This is a genomic window from Winogradskyella sp., assembly GCF_965228925.1.
GTDB lineage: Bacteria > Bacteroidota > Bacteroidia > Flavobacteriales > Flavobacteriaceae > Winogradskyella.
In genome coordinates this window covers 3,832,601-3,848,791 of sequence record NZ_OZ245845.1, presented here as the reverse complement: position 1 = coordinate 3,848,791, position 16,191 = coordinate 3,832,601, and the positions used below count along the sequence as shown (strand labels likewise).

Annotated in this window: 10 protein-coding genes; 5 read left to right on the top strand and 5 right to left on the bottom strand. The window is 37.6% G+C overall.

Annotated elements, in window-relative coordinates; translation table 11 throughout:
* The first annotated feature begins 68 nt into the window (after positions 1 to 68).
* Positions 69 to 1,625, top strand: coding sequence for an NAD(P)H-hydrate dehydratase (locus ACO052_RS15945; protein ID WP_422104783.1), 1,557 nt, complete (start codon positions 69 to 71; stop codon positions 1,623 to 1,625).
* 44 nt (positions 1,626 to 1,669) lie between these two features.
* Here the strand turns inward: ACO052_RS15945 and ACO052_RS15940 are convergent, their stop codons facing one another.
* Positions 1,670 to 3,022, bottom strand: coding sequence for a TlpA family protein disulfide reductase (locus ACO052_RS15940; protein WP_422104782.1), 1,353 nt, complete (start codon positions 3,020 to 3,022; stop codon positions 1,670 to 1,672).
* A gap of 126 nt (positions 3,023 to 3,148) precedes the next feature.
* Between ACO052_RS15940 and hutH the strand changes: the two genes are divergently transcribed.
* Positions 3,149 to 4,684, top strand: coding sequence for a histidine ammonia-lyase (hutH, locus tag ACO052_RS15935; protein ID WP_422104781.1), 1,536 nt, complete (start codon positions 3,149 to 3,151; stop codon positions 4,682 to 4,684).
* Between the two features lie 17 nt (positions 4,685 to 4,701).
* Here the strand turns inward: hutH and ACO052_RS15930 are convergent, their stop codons facing one another.
* Both ACO052_RS15930 and ACO052_RS15925 read right to left on the bottom strand, forming a co-directional pair.
* Positions 4,702 to 5,070 (bottom strand): hypothetical protein, encoded by a 369-nt coding sequence (locus ACO052_RS15930; RefSeq protein WP_422104780.1) that lies wholly within the window; start codon positions 5,068 to 5,070, stop codon positions 4,702 to 4,704.
* 85 nt (positions 5,071 to 5,155) lie between these two features.
* Positions 5,156 to 7,711, bottom strand: coding sequence for an ATP-dependent Clp protease ATP-binding subunit (locus ACO052_RS15925; protein WP_422104779.1), 2,556 nt, complete (start codon positions 7,709 to 7,711; stop codon positions 5,156 to 5,158).
* Positions 7,712 to 7,972: 261 nt separating this feature from the next.
* Between ACO052_RS15925 and gyrA the strand changes: the two genes are divergently transcribed.
* Both gyrA and ACO052_RS15915 read left to right on the top strand, forming a co-directional pair.
* Complete coding sequence (gene gyrA, locus ACO052_RS15920; protein WP_422104778.1) at positions 7,973 to 10,507, top strand: DNA gyrase subunit A; 2,535 nt, start codon at positions 7,973 to 7,975, stop codon at positions 10,505 to 10,507.
* A gap of 29 nt (positions 10,508 to 10,536) precedes the next feature.
* The gene (locus ACO052_RS15915) at positions 10,537 to 11,829 is read left to right on the top strand and encodes a tetratricopeptide repeat protein (protein WP_422104777.1); all 1,293 of its coding nucleotides are present in this window, start codon (positions 10,537 to 10,539) and stop codon (positions 11,827 to 11,829) included.
* Between the two features lie 62 nt (positions 11,830 to 11,891).
* Here ACO052_RS15915 and ACO052_RS15910 read toward each other — a convergent pair whose 3' ends face one another.
* Together ACO052_RS15910 and ACO052_RS15905 are read right to left on the bottom strand one after the other, a co-directional pair.
* Positions 11,892 to 12,641, bottom strand: coding sequence for an NlpC/P60 family protein (locus ACO052_RS15910; RefSeq protein WP_422104776.1), 750 nt, complete (start codon positions 12,639 to 12,641; stop codon positions 11,892 to 11,894).
* A gap of 9 nt (positions 12,642 to 12,650) precedes the next feature.
* The gene (locus tag ACO052_RS15905) at positions 12,651 to 13,829 is read right to left on the bottom strand and encodes an acetyl-CoA C-acyltransferase (protein WP_422104775.1); all 1,179 of its coding nucleotides are present in this window, start codon (positions 13,827 to 13,829) and stop codon (positions 12,651 to 12,653) included.
* 113 nt (positions 13,830 to 13,942) lie between these two features.
* Here ACO052_RS15905 and ACO052_RS15900 point away from each other — a divergent pair, with 113 nt between their 5' ends.
* Positions 13,943 to 15,988, top strand: a complete 2,046-nt coding sequence (locus ACO052_RS15900; protein ID WP_422104774.1) for an HD family phosphohydrolase — start codon at positions 13,943 to 13,945, stop codon at positions 15,986 to 15,988.
* Positions 15,989 to 16,191: the final 203 nt, after the last annotated feature.

The following is a 16,191-nucleotide window of genomic DNA, read 5'->3' as shown; positions in this document are numbered from 1 at the left end:
AAGTATTTTTATGTATTGCTAAGTAATATGTTATTTTTACATAGCAAAATATACTGAATTAATAATTCATGAAAATATTCTCTAAAGCGCAAATTTACGAAGGTGATAAATTAACTACTGAGCGCCAAAACATATCCTCGGCCGATTTGATGGAGCGTGCCGGCACCCAAATATTCAATTGGATACATATGCGTATGCAGGGAGCCCAAGTGCCTATTCACGTGTTTTGTGGTATAGGCAATAACGGAGGTGATGGTCTGGTATTGGCTAGACATTTAATAACGCACGGTTATAATGTCATTACCTATATCGTTAATTGCAGTGATAAACGTTCTAAGGATTTCTTAATTAATTATGATCGTATTAAAACTGTGACCAAGGACTGGCCAAAAATGCTCAGCTGTGGTGGTGACTATTCCGATATTGTGATTGAGGAAAGAGACATCATTGTCGATGCCATATTTGGAATCGGTCTTAATCGTCCTCCTAATGATTGGGTGCAAGAATTGTTTCAAAGGTGGAGAGCGTCAAAAGCATTCACCTTAGCTGTCGATATCCCTTCAGGCTTGTATACCGATAGAGCCGTGGAAGACGAAAATGCTGTCGTTCATGCCAATTATACGATAAGCTTTCAATCGCCTAAGCTCGTATTCTTTTTACCCGAAACGGCAAAATATACGCAGCAATGGGAAGTTTTGGATATAGGTATTGATAGAGATTACCTTATGCGAACCGAAACCGAAGCTGAGCTGATCTCTAAGTTTGAAGTGATACCTCTGTACAAACCTAGGGATAAGTTTGCGCACAAAGGGGATTTTGGACATGTACTGATTATTGGCGGTAGTTATGGAAAAATAGGAGCGGTTAATTTGGCAAGCAGAGCTGCTTTGGGCTCTGGCGCGGGTTTGGTTACAGCTTACATACCCAAATGTGGCTATCACAGTCTGCAGACCTCGTTTCCGGAGGCTATGGTCATTACAGACACTGAGGATGATGTCATAAGCCAAATAGATTTTGATATCCAACCAACAGTGATAGGCATTGGTGTCGGACTAGGAACAGCCGATGAAACGGCTAAAGCCTTCGAAACTTTTTTAAAGAATAATAAGATACCTCTAGTGATAGATGCCGATGGCTTAAATCTATTGTCCAAAAAGAAAAGCCTCTTAAGTGCTTTACCTGAGCAGAGCGTATTAACACCACATCCCAAAGAACTCGAACGGTTAGTAGGGACGTGGTCCGACGATTTTGACAAACTCAAAAAAGTAAAAGACTTTTCTAAAAAGCATAAGGTTATTGTGCTTATAAAAGGAGCCAATTCTATTACGGTTTTTGGGGACAAACTATACATAAACACCACAGGCAATCCCGGTATGGCTACAGCAGGAAGTGGTGATGTCTTAACAGGTATTATTTCGGGTTTAATAGCACAGGGCTATGAGCCTTTAGGCGCAACTATTTTTGGGGTTTATTTGCATGGGCGATCAGCCGACATCTCTTTGGAAGATTTCGGGTATCAGAGTTTAATTGCGAGCCATATCATTGAGACCATTGGCGAAGCTTATATAGATTTGTTTAGACAACCCGAGCAAACTGAAGCAGAGGAATCGAAAGAAGAGCAATAAAAAAAGCCTTCCGACTGGAAGGCTTTTTTTGAATCAGGGAAGCACTATATTTTTAATTCTTCTAGCATCTTTACTAATTTCGGATTGGAAGGTCTAGGGGCGTCAGCACTGACAATATTTCCATCTGGGTCTATTAAAATAAACCTCGGAATCCCTTCAATGGCATAATCCTTAACAAATTTAGAATTCCAATCATTATCGGCCATAAGTTGTATACCTCCTAATTCCTTATTTTTTACCATGTCCACCCAAGTATTGTGATCCTTAGCACGGTCTATTGAAGTACTTACAAAGGCTATATTCTTGCCATGAAATTTCTTCTCTACCTCCTTAAGTGAAGGAATCTCTCTGATGCAAGGGCCGCACCATGTAGCCCAAACATCAACGTAAACGTATTGGCCTTTTAATTCTTCTAATGACGTTGTACCCCCTTTGTGATTTTCATACTCAACAAATTGAGGCGAAGGCATACCTTTAGCCAACTTTTTAACCGTATTGTATTTAGAGGTTAGTGCCTCTTTATATTTGTCGTCAGTTGACATTGCCATGAGGCCATTGTAATAGGCTTCGTTATGTTCATTGCTAGGTGAAATATTGTAATTAAGCATATTTGCCAAATCTTTTTTCAAAGCCGTAAAACCAGTGGCATTAATGCTCTTAAAAACTTCGGAAGGATTCTCAGACTTACTAATTTTATCGGCATAATAACGCTGTACTAATCGCTTATAGGTGTCAAAAGCTTTGTAGTCTTCTTCATTGGTGTAATCTAATTCTTCTAAGGTTCTAGAAAAATCTTCAGAAGGTTTAAACACTTCTTTTTTAGCATAATAGCTATGGGCAGAAGCATAAGTCTGTAAATAGGTTAAGTACTCATAACCCATATTTTTTTCTTCCAGACTTCTAAATTCGGCACTGATGTCTTGTGCTGCTTTTAAAAAATCGGCCTTCGAGCTTTTCACCTCGTCCATCATGGCAAGAAAATCGCTTTCCTCCATAGCATAAAGCTCAGCAAAGTTGATGTCTAAGTTTTCTTCGTTTAAAAATTTAGCCGCTAAGAAATTATTATTCTCGGATCCTATACCACTGTATGTTATGGTCTCATCAAATTCTTTAGTATCTAAAGACACTTTAATGTCATCACCAGGGCTAAGATACATAGCGGAGCCTTCTCGTCCATGGTTGAGTGAATAATAGCCACTTTTTATGTTAAGTGTATCTGCAAATGTTCCTTCATCGGTTAGGGGAATTTCTTTAACTTTTTCTCTTCCATGGTATACCGTAACCACTTTATCGGCGGGATTTTCAATTTTGCCAGAGAACAAGGCATAGTCGATCTTAGGCTCTTCTTTACATGCAAATAGAGATAAGCCAATGCAAAGGGTCAATAATTTTTTCATAATTGGAGATTTATTTTAATCAAAAATAATGATAATGAGATGAAATGAAAGAAATATTGAATGATTAACATTTTTTTGTCAAACCAATAAAATATTCTCAATTTTGAGGCTAATAATTTAAGATTTATGAATGATTATCACGTTATCTCTTCTGAGGCCTTAGATATTGTTACGATTTACAACATTTTCAAAGAGAAAAAGAAGTTAAAACTCTCTGAAAAATCCATAGAAAAAATAGTGGCATGCAAGGCGTATCTCAATGATAAATTGGCAAATAACAAGAAACCCATGTATGGTATTAATACAGGTTTTGGGTCACTATATAATGTTAAGATATCTGATAACGATCTCACAAAACTTCAAGAAAATTTGGTAATGTCTCATGCCTGTGGAACAGGCGAGCGCGTTCCCGAATCTGTTGTGAAGGTCATGTTACTCTTAAAAATTCAATCTTTGAGTTATGGGCATAGTGGTGTACAATTAAAAACCATAAACCGACTTATCGATTTTTTTAATAATGATATCTTTCCTTTTGTATTTACCCAAGGTTCATTGGGAGCTTCAGGAGACCTAGCCCCTTTAGCACATTTGGCACTACCACTTTTAGGAAAGGGGAGTGTTGTGCATGAGGGCAAGCACTATGAGGCGGCCGAACTTTTGGATCAGTTCGATTGGGAACCGATTAAGTTGCAAGCAAAAGAAGGACTGGCCTTATTAAATGGAACACAATTTATGAGTGCCTATGGTGTTTATCTATTATTGATGTCCCATAAAACATCCTACATGGCAGATATTGTTGCTGCTATTTCCTTAGACGCCTTCGATGGCCGGCTAGATCCTTTTCATGATTTGGTACATGAGGTGAGACCACATCCAGGACAACGAAAGGTAGCAAGACGTTTTAACGAACTTCTTGAAGGAAGTGAGCTTATTTCTAGGGAAAAGGAACACGTGCAAGATCCTTATTCATTCCGTTGTATTCCTCAAGTACACGGGGCAACGAAGGATACCCTGGACTTTGTGGAAAAAGTCATCTTAACCGAAATCAATTCGGTTACGGATAACCCCAATATTTTTAGTAATGAGGATTTAATTATTTCGGGGGGAAATTTCCATGGCCAACCATTGGCATTGGCATTAGATTATCTAAAAATCGCCATGGCCGAAATTGGAAATATTTCTGAACGTCGAATTTTTCAGTTAGTCTCTGGTTTACGGGGTCTACCAGCATTTTTAGTGGAAAATCCAGGTCTAAATTCAGGGTTTATGATACCACAGTATACCGCAGCGAGTATTGTAAGTGCCAATAAACAATTAGCGACCCCAGCCAGTGTCGATAGTATTGTTTCCAGTAATGGTCAGGAAGATCACGTAAGTATGGGCGCCAATGCAGCTACACAAGCCTATACATTGATTAGAAATGTCGAGCGCGTCATTGCCATAGAACTGATGAATGCTTCACAAGCTATTGCGTTTAGAAGGCCTTTAAAAACATCACCCTTGCTCGAGTCTTTTTTAGAGTATTATAGAAAAGTGGTACCGTTTATAAAAGAAGATGAAGTGTTACATGATGATATTGAGGCCTCAATTCAATTTTTGAAAGATGTCGACATCGAGGTCGAAGAGTTATTTCTCAATAATTATGGGGTTGAGAAACACTAAGCTAAAATAGGATATAGTCATATCTCGATAAGCTTATTGGCCCAGTCCACGGCATCTTCCAAGGTTTTAAAAATTTCAAAAGGTTTTTTGAAAAACATTTGTTCTATCTGGGCATTAACCTTGGCTTGGTAATTTTTTGAAACGACAGCAAAACCCTTTAAATTTTCAATTTTTGCGGTTTCGAGATAAATGATCGGATCTACCGAATAGGAATGGATTCTGTGGGCAATATATACGAAAGGACGCTCGGGATAATAGGTATGGGTGATATCCAACAGAACATCATTATATTCTGGTGTGATATTCGCACCTTCTTTCATAACAACGACAAGATAATTGTCATAAATCGTCATGTCACAAAAGTCGAGACTAAGAGTTTCTTTCATGACTAAAATGTACTTACGTTATGTTAAGATAAGAAAAAACTCCCTCAAAATGAAGGAGTTTCAGCTATTTTTAGTCGTACTTTAGTTACGATTCAGTGGTCTTACTAGAACTTTTGACCTTAATCTTAAGTTCATCATTTTTGGAATCTAAATCCATGGTTATCGTATCACCTTCTTGGATTTTTGCATTGATAATCTCTTCTGCTAAAGCATCTTCAATATACTTTTGAATGGCTCTATTTAGAGGTCTCGCTCCATATTGTTTGTCGAATCCTTTTTCTGCAATGTAGTCTTTGGCTTTATCTGTTAATTTAAGCGTGTAGCCCAATTCCTTGATTCTCGAAACTAATTTTACTAATTCAATATCAATAATCTTATTAATATCTTCCTTTTCAAGTGTATTAAAGACGATAACGTCATCGATTCTATTTAGGAATTCAGGTGCAAAAGCCTTTTTAAGAGCATTCTCAATAACAGCTTTTGCATAATCAGATTCCTGGGCTTCTTTTGCAGATGTCCCAAAACCAACACCAGTACCAAAATCTTTAAGCTTTCTAGCACCAATATTAGAGGTCATAATGATAATCGTATTTCTGAAATCAATTTTTCGACCTAAACTATCGGTTAAGTAGCCATCATCGAGCACCTGAAGTAACATGTTAAATACATCTGGATGTGCTTTCTCAATTTCATCCAAAAGCACCACCGCATAAGGCTTACGTCTTATTTTCTCTGTAAGTTGGCCGCCTTCTTCATAACCCACATAGCCCGGAGGTGCACCAATAAGTCGAGATACTGCAAATTTTTCCATGTACTCGCTCATATCTATACGCACCAATGCTTCATTGCTATCAAATAATTCGTGTGCCAGTACCTTTGCCAATTGTGTTTTACCCACACCGGTTTGACCTAGGAAAATAAAGGACCCAATCGGTTTGTTAGGATCTTTTAGTCCAGCTCTATTGCGTTGTATCGCTTTAACGACTTTTGCTACAGCATTATCCTGACCAATCACTTTACCTTTGATAAGGTCTGGTAATTGGGCCAATTTATTCAGCTCGGTTTGTGCAATCTTATTTACAGGAATCCCTGTCATCATAGAGATAACATCGGCCACATTATCCTCGGTGACAATTTCTCTGTGTTGTTTGGTTTCTTCTTCCCATTTTTCTTGAGCAGAAGCCAGTTCCTTTTCTAAACGCTTTTCATCATCTCGAAGCTTGGCTGCTTCTTCATATTTTTGTTTCTTAACAACACTGTTTTTCGTTTCCTTTACTTCTTCCAAACGCTTTTCTAACTCTAAAATCTGCTTCGGCACATCAATATTAGTGATATGAACACGAGAACCTGCTTCGTCCAGAGCATCAATGGCTTTGTCTGGTAAAAAGCGTTCCGTCATATAGCGATTGGTCAACTTCACACAAGCTTCAATAGCCCCATCGGTATAATCTACATTATGGTGCTCTTCATACTTACTTTTAATGTTGTTCAATATTTCTATGGTCTCTTCAACCGTGGTTGGTTCGACGATGACCTTTTGGAAACGTCGCTCTAGTGCACCATCCTTTTCGATATACTGTCGGTATTCATCAAGGGTGGTAGCACCAATACATTGAATTTCGCCTCTCGCTAGTGCGGGCTTAAACATATTTGAGGCGTCTAAACTACCAGTTGCACCGCCAGCACCTACGATAGTGTGAATCTCATCAATGAAGAGGATAATGTCATCATTCTTTTCCAGTTCGTTCATAACGGCTTTCATACGTTCTTCGAACTGACCTCTATATTTGGTCCCGGCGACTAGGCTTGCCAAATCCAAAGTCACGACCCGTTTGTTAAAAAGGGTACGTGATACTTTACGCTTTACGATTCTTAGCGCTAATCCTTCGGCAATAGCCGACTTACCAACACCTGGTTCACCAATTAATAAGGGATTATTCTTTTTGCGTCTACTCAATATTTGAGACACGCGTTGTATTTCTTTTTCCCGACCCACAACAGGATCTAATTTTCCTTCTTCGGCAAGTACGGTTAAGTCTCTACCAAAGTTGTCCAAAACGGGAGTTTTAGATTTTTTATTTGTTTTGCTAGACTGACTGCCACCAAAAGGATTTTGTTTCGCATCCTCTTCTTCCTCATTGATATCATCATCAGAGAAAGATTCTGCTTTTGGCTCGTCTAAATAATCTTCTTCGCTTGTAATCATAGATTTAAATTCTTCTTTTACGTTATCATAGTCAACTTTAAGTTTATTCAATAACTTAGTCGTTGGGTCATTTTCATTTCTTAAAATGCACAGTAATAAATGTGCGGTATTTATTGAAGTGCTTTGAAACAACTTGGCCTCTAAAAACGTTGTTTTTAAAGCGCGTTCGGCTTGTCTCGTTAAGTGCAAGTTCTTCTTTTCGTTAGATGTCGTTGTGATATTGGGATTCGCCGGACTCAAAATCTCAACTTTTCGTCTTAAGTGGTTAAGATCTACATCTAGGGAACTCAATATATCTATAGCTTTTCCGTTACCATCACGTAAGAGTCCGAGCATTAAGTGTTCGGTGCCAATAAAATCATGGCCCAAACGCAATGCTTCCTCCTTGCTGTAAGCTATAACATCTTTAACTCTTGGGGAAAAATTATCGTCCATAGTAAACTCCTTTCTGCATTAAAAATAGTAAAAACATATTATCTAATGGTCAAAAACCATACCTTAAATTTAAGGCTTAAACGAATAGACTAAAAAAGCACTTTAAATCAAAGCAAATTAACGGATACTTATTAACGAAAAAGATATCAAAAATTGTTAATAAAAACTACTAAAAACAAGCTTTAAATTCACCTCAAACACTACTAAATTGGTTATATTAGCACGTTTTGAAAACCTATGAAAACTAATTAAATTTACTATATGGCAGAAGGAGAAAAACTCATTCCAATTAACATTGAAGATGAAATGAAATCAGCCTACATTGATTATTCAATGTCGGTCATTGTGTCACGTGCGCTTCCAGATGTAAGAGATGGTCTAAAGCCCGTTCATAGAAGGGTGCTTTATGGCATGCATGAATTAGGTGTTAGAGCAAATACGGCACATAAAAAATCAGCGAGAATTGTTGGTGAAGTTTTAGGTAAATACCATCCGCATGGCGATACTTCGGTGTATGATACCATGGTACGTATGGCTCAAGAGTGGAGTTTACGATACATGTTAATTGATGGGCAAGGTAATTTTGGTTCTGTCGATGGAGATAGTCCTGCAGCAATGCGTTACACAGAGGCAAGAATGCAAAAGATTTCTGAGGAAATGTTGGCAGATATTGACAAAGAAACGGTAGATCACAAACTCAACTTTGACGATACGCTCGAAGAGCCCACAGTGTTACCGACGCGTATTCCAGGATTATTGGTCAATGGAGCTTCTGGTATAGCCGTTGGTATGGCTACCAATATGCCACCTCATAATCTTACCGAAGTGGTTAACGGTACCATTGCCTATATCGATAATAATGATATCGAGGTTGATGAGTTAATGCAGCATATTAAGGCCCCAGATTTTCCGACTGGAGGAACCATTTATGGTTACGATGGTGTTAAGGAGGCTTTTCATACAGGTCGCGGACGTATTGTAATGCGTGGCAAGGCTAATATTGAAGAAGTCAACGGGAGAGAATGTATTATCGTCAACGAAATTCCTTATCAAGTCAATAAAGCGGATATGATTAAAAAGACCGCTGACCTTGTCAATGACAAAAAACTTGAAGGTATTGCTACAATTAGGGATGAGTCTGACCGAAAAGGTATGCGTATTGTCTACGTGTTAAAACGTGATGCTATTCCTAATATCGTGTTGAATAAGCTCTTTAAATACACAGCTTTACAATCATCATTTAGCGTTAATAATATTGCCCTTGTTGAAGGCCGACCTCAGTTATTGAACCTCAAAGACTTAATTCATTATTTCGTTGAGCACAGACATGAAGTCGTTGTGAGACGTACGCAATATGAGTTGAGAAAAGCTGAGGAACGCGCACATATTTTAGAAGGTTTAATTATAGCTTCAGATAATATAGATGAAGTTATTGCACTGATTAGAGCATCTGCTAATGCTGAAGAAGCCCGCGCCAAATTAATTGAGCGTTTTGAGTTGACTGAAATTCAAGCGAAGGCCATCGTAGAAATGCGTTTGCGCCAGTTAACAGGTCTTGAGCAGGATAAGTTACGAGCAGAGTATGAAGAATTGATGAAAACCATCGAAGATCTTAAAGACATTTTGAATAAAAAAGAACGTCGAATGGATATCATCAAGTCTGAACTGGAAGTGATTAGAGACAAATATGGTGACGAACGTCGTTCGATTATTGAGTATGCTGGTGGGGATTTAAGTATTGAAGACATGATACCAGATGAAAAGGTGGTTATCACCATTTCTCATGCGGGTTATATTAAAAGAACGTCGCTTACAGAATATAAGACCCAAAATAGAGGAGGCGTTGGTCAAAAAGCGTCAACCACCCGTAACGAAGATTTCTTAGAGCATTTGTTTGTTGGTACGAATCATCAATATATGCTGTTCTTCACCCAAAAAGGGAAATGTTTCTGGATGCGCGTTTATGAAATTCCTGAGGGAGCAAAAACATCTAAGGGTAGAGCGATTCAAAATCTTATAAATATTGAGCAAGATGACAAGGTGATGGCCTTTATATGTACTCAAGATTTAAAGGATGAAGACTACATTAACAGTCATTATGTCATAATGGCAACTAAGAAAGGTCAGGTGAAGAAAACGTCTCTAGAGCAATATTCTAGACCGCGAACTAATGGTATTAATGCCATTACTATTAGGGAAGATGATACCTTGTTAGAAGCAAAGTTAACTACAGGAGAAAGCCAAGTGATGCTAGCGCTCAAATCTGGTAAAGCCATTCGTTTCGAAGAAGCCAAGACTAGACCTATGGGTAGAAATGCCTCAGGTGTAAGAGGTATAACTTTAGCTAATGATTCGGATGAGGTCATAGGTATGATTGCCGTTGATGATATGGAAAGTAATATACTTGTTGTTTCAGAAAATGGCTACGGAAAACGTTCTAGTTTAGAAGATTATAGAATTACTAATAGAGGAGGAAAAGGTGTAAAAACCATCTCTATTACGGAAAAAACTGGTAATTTAGTATCTATAAAGAATGTAACGGATGAAGATGATCTAATGATTATCAATAAATCAGGTATTGCGATTCGTATGGAAGTTGCCGATTTGCGTGTTATGGGAAGAGCTACTCAAGGCGTAAAATTGATTAACCTTAAGGGCAATGACTCAATTGCAGCTGTAGCCAAAGTTATGAAAGATGATGAGGATGAGGCTGAAGAAAACGACATCGAAATAACTGATAGTCAGAATCCTAATGAAGATGGCACGGCTCTTGATACTAATGAACCTGAAAACTAAAATAACAATATAAACTAATTTATTACAAGATGAAAAAGTTAATGACCTTAGTGCTAGTGTTTACGGTAGCGACAATGTCTTTTGCGCAAAAAAATGAAATTAAGGCAATAGATAAGGCACTTAAGAACTTAAATTTTGCTGATGCTAAATCTGCTGTTGCTGCTGCAGAGGCTTTAATTGGCAATATGGATGATAAGACTAAAGCTAAGTTTTACTTTGTAAAGGCAAAGGCGCTTTACGCCAATGGTGCTGGTTCGGATAGTGATATTGATAAAGCTATAGCGACTTTAGATGAATTAAAGACGCATGAGTCCGCTATGGGTAAGCTTAGATATACGGATCAAGCTAATGAAATGAAGACCGAGATATACAATTCTTTTTTAAAGAAGGCCAATGAGGCTTTTAATAGTAAGAACTTAACCGTAGCGTCTAAGGCTTACGAAAATATCTTTAAGATTTCTCCTAAGGATACGGTTTATTTATATAACGCCGCTTTATTGGCTGCGCAAAACAATGATTATGACACCTCATTAAAGCATTTCATCAAACTCAAAGATTTAGGCTTTACGGGTATTAAAATGAATTATATTGCCACTAACAAGGAAACTGGAGGTGAAGAATACTTTCCTGAAAAGGCTAACAGAGATTTTGCCGTTAAAACGCTAAAAACACATCATAAGCCAGTTGATAAAAAAGAAGAGTCAAAACGTGCCAATATTGTAAAGAACATTGCTTTTATCTATGTGTCTAATGGTGATAATGAAAAAGCTTTAGCGGCGATAAAGGACGCTAGAGAAGAATTTCCAGACGATAATAATTTAGTACTGACCGAAGCTTCTGTGCAAATTAAAGTAGGAAATAGTGAAAAAGCCTTCGGATTATTTAAAGAAGCACTTGAGAAAGATCCTAATAACCCCGACTTAAACTATAATGTCGGTATTATGGCTATGGAAGTCGATCAGTATGACGTTGCTAAGACGGCTTTTGAACAAGCCTTAGGTCTAAAACCAGATTATGCCAATGCTGCCTTGAACTTATCGTTTATAGAAGTTAATAAGGGAAATGTTATGAATGACGAGATGAATTCTTTAGGTAATAGCGCAGCTGATAATAAAAGATATGACGAGCTGAGAGCTCAAAAGAATGACCTTTTTAAAAGCGGTGCGGGTATCTTGGAAAACTTTATTGAGAAGAATCCAGATTTAAATAATATTGATATCTACAATCAATTGGCAAATATCTACAGTGCTTTGGATGAAGGAGATAAATATAAGGCGATGAAGGCAAAAGTTGAAGCTTTAAAAGCTGCTGGTGGTAACTAAGAATTTTTGATTTATAAAAAGATAAAAAAATGCGACTTACTTAAAGTCGCATTTTTTTATGCCTATATGATTTTTTTAATAACTCTGAGTCTATGGGTATGGGTATTTTTGTCCGCGTTATAAATACCACTATGATCTAAACGATCTATCCGAACTTTTCCATGAGCATGAATGATATGATTATCGGCCATAATGATACCAACATGTATAATGTCGCCATCCGCATTATCAAAAAATGCTAAATCCCCGGGTTCGCTTTCTTCAATAAAGCTCAAAGGAACCCCTTGAGTCGCCTGTTCCGAAGCATCTCTTAGAAGCTTATGGCCATTGAGTTTATAGACCATTTGGGTGAAACCAGAGCAATCAATGCCAAACGGAGTTTTTCCACCCCATAAATAAGGGGTGTTTAAATATAAAAAAGCGGTTTCTATGATATTGGTCTTTTCACTTTTTGAAGTGATAGAATTTCCATCAAAATGATGTTTCAATAAAGTGATGCCGTTTAAATCAGAACCTAATGGAATAGGATATAAGCTATTTGATATGTCCGATACATATTCAATTAAATCTCTGGACAGATAAATCTCCGAATTTGCAAGTTGGCTATACTCTTCGTGTTCAATTTCAAGGTATTGTTTATTGTCAATCCAACCCTCATAACCGTCATATGCAAAACGAATACGGCTCCATTTTTTCCGCTGTTCCAAAACTTTAAAAACATCACCGTACAAAGCTTGGGTTACCATTTCACTTTGGTCAGAAGCTTCAAGACGTATAGGTACAATCCCTAGATTGCAAATGCCGTATTGCATAGATAAAATTTAAGCGCGTTCTAGTACCATTGCCGAGGCACCTCCACCACCATTACAAATTGCTGCCGCGCCCAATTTGGCATTGTTTTGATGTAATACATTAACTAAGGTTACTAAAATTCTTGCTCCAGAACAACCGAGCGGATGACCTAAAGAAACAGCCCCACCATTTACATTGACATTGTCATCTGACAAACCGAGGATTTTCATATTTGCCAAACCAACAACAGAAAACGCCTCATTAAACTCAAAATAGTCAATATCTTCAATAGAGACATTGGCTTTGGCTAACGCCTTAGGTAAAGCTTTGGCAGGTGCCGTTGTAAACCATTTTGGTTCTTGAGCGGCATCGGCATAACTCTTAATATGGGCTAGGGGAGATAGGCCTAATTCGTCAGCCTTTTCTTTGCTCATTAAAACCATAGCTGCAGCACCATCGTTGATAGTCGAAGCGTTAGCGGCTGTTACAGTACCATCCTTTGTGAACGCTGGGCGTAAAGCAGGAATTTTTTCCATTTTTACATTGGTGTACTCCTGATCTCTGTCAACGACTATAGCATCTCCACGTCTTTGAGGAACTTCAACTGGAATCACTTCATTATCAAATTTTCCTGAATCCCATGCTGTCTTTGAGCGCTCATACGATTGTATAGCAAACGCATCTTGATCTTCTCTACTAAAATTATACTCAGTAGCACAAGCATCGGCACAAACACCCATAGCGTTTTTATCGTAAGCATCCACCAAACCGTCTTTTTGCATACCGTCTTCTAGAGCAGCAGGTCCAAATTTTGTAGCGCTTCTTGCATGATAGTAATGGGGAATGGCACTCATATTTTCCATACCACCTGCCACCACAATCTCCGCATCACCTAACTGAATAGCTTGAGCCGCCTGCATAATGGCTTTCATACCAGAAGCACAGACTTTATTAACGGTTGTACAAGGAACAGTATCAGGAATCCCAGCATAGATTGCCGCTTGTCTTGCAGGCGCTTGCCCAGTACCAGCTTGAACAACATTTCCCATTAAGACTTCATCCACCATCTCGGGTTTTAAACTGATTTTGTCCAGGGCTCCCTTTATAGCCGTAGCGCCCAATTTAGGGGCGGGAACACTAGATAAACTGCCCAAAAAACTTCCAATTGGTGTTCTAACAGCAGATACGATAACAACCTCCTTGCTCATGATGTCTTTGTTTAAATTAATTGCTGCGAAATTAATCAATTTTTGAGATATTTCTCAATGTATTAATGATAATAGCAGTCAAAGATTCTAATATTTGTTACATTTGATTTTATATGAAGGAACTCTTAAATAAATGGTATAAGAATCATGCATTAATCTATAAGATATTACTGTTCTTATCAACCACTTTTTTTATTGTTTACCTATTTCCAAAAACTGGTAAGTTTAGATATTCTTTCGAAAAAGGAAAACCGTGGCAGTCGGAGAATCTCTATGCTCCGTTTAACTTCGCTGTAAAAAAATCGCAGGATGAAATAGATAAGGAGCGGCAAGAGATAGAGCAAAATGCCTCGGTCTATTTTGATGTAAATCCAGCAGTATATACACAAATAAAATCTAATTATCCTAAGACCTATTATGAGCTATTCGGAGACTCTACGGGTATAAATAATTTAAACCTCTATAAAAGGGGTGAGCAATTAATAGATCGATTATATACTAATGGTATTTTAGATACGGACTATCCGTATGCCAAGGATAAACCCATTGCTTTGGTTGCCTCTAATACCATTGAAAAACGCCTTGAATATGGTAACCTCATAGAGATTAATCAATTAAGATCCTACTTGGAAGACTACTTCGGAACATCGACGTCTTTAGATAACAGGAACAAAATGATATCTCTGTTTTTCGATATAGTAAAACCCAATGTGGCGCTTAGCGAAAGCCTCACCACGAAGACACTTGAAGAAGAATTGTCCCAAATAGCGCTCACTCGAGGAAGTATTGATAAAGATCAGCTGATTATTTCTAAAGGACAGGTGGTGGAAGATGAGGAGTACAAAATCCTAAAATCCTTAAGGTCTGAATACGAGTCCCAAGTTTGGAATACAGCCAACTACAATTGGGTGCTATTTGCTTACACATTATTGGTCGCGTTAACCTTGCTAATGTTGCTTCTATTTTTGCATAAGTATAGAGCTGAGGTATTTTTGAATAACACCAAAGTGACCTTTATATTTTTCAATATTGCTTTAATGATATTGTTAACCACTTTGATCATCAACTATGATTCACAATATATATATGTAGTCCCATTGTGTATTTTGCCACTGGTGCTAAAGGCGTTTTTTGATGCCAGATTGGGACTTTTTGCACATGTATTAACGGTATTGTTATTAGGGTTTATAGTTCCCAACAGTTATGAATACATGTTTCTTCAAATCATTGCTGGTATTGTGACCATACTTACAGTTTCAGAACTATATAAGCGTGCCAATCTTTTTATTTCAGTTGGGCAAATAACCTTGATTTATATTATTGCATATTTTGCCTTCTTCGTGATTCATGAAGGCCAAATCACAAGTTTAAAATGGGAAACCTTCGGGCTCTTTGTACTCTGTGGACTGGCGACCTTATTTGTTCAACCCCTAATTTACATTTACGAAAAAATCTTTGGTTTAGTATCGGATGTATCCTTGTTAGAATTATCAGATACTAATACGAAACTATTAAAGCAGCTGTCTAATGAAGCACCCGGTACGTTCCATCATTCTTTAAATGTTGCTAATTTGGCTGAAGCATCTGCTAATGAAATTGGTGCTAATGCCATGCTCGTTAGGGTAGGAGCCTTATATCACGATATTGGTAAGATGGTTAACCCTACCTATTTTACAGAGAATCAAAGTAATGGTATAGATCCGCACAAAGAGCTTTCCAACAAGGAAAGTGCAAAAATGATAATCGATCATGTCCTAAACGGTATTGAACTAGCAAAAAAGCACAACTTACCAGATCGTGTTATCGATTTTATACGGACTCACCACGGCACGAGCTCCGTATATTATTTTTACATGAAAGAGAAATCAAATGAAGAGGATACAGATATTAAGGAGTTTTCATATCCAGGGCCAAAACCGTTTAGCAAGGAAACTGCGATCTTAATGATGTGTGATAGTGTAGAAGCGGCTTCAAAAAGCTTAAAAGAACCAACGACCACGAAGCTTAATGATTTTGTAGAAAGCATTATTAACAAGCAGATGGACAACGGCCAATTCCTCAATGCGAATATTACCTTCAAGGAAATTCAGTCTATTAAAAAAGTACTTAAGCATAAATTGGCCAATATTTATCATCTTAGGATTGAGTATCCGGAGTGACATCTTCCAAAGGGCTGTTAAATCATGTAGATCGCTAGTTTACTAATAATAACTGTTTGGGTTTAACGTGTCAATTGAATTTGCGATTATTGCTAATTTGGGCAAAACTTTAATTCATCTGTACAATTTTGAATCAATAGTCATTAGTCATTATAAATCAAAAAGTTACATTCAGTTTTTTAAAACCAATAGTTAAAGAGATA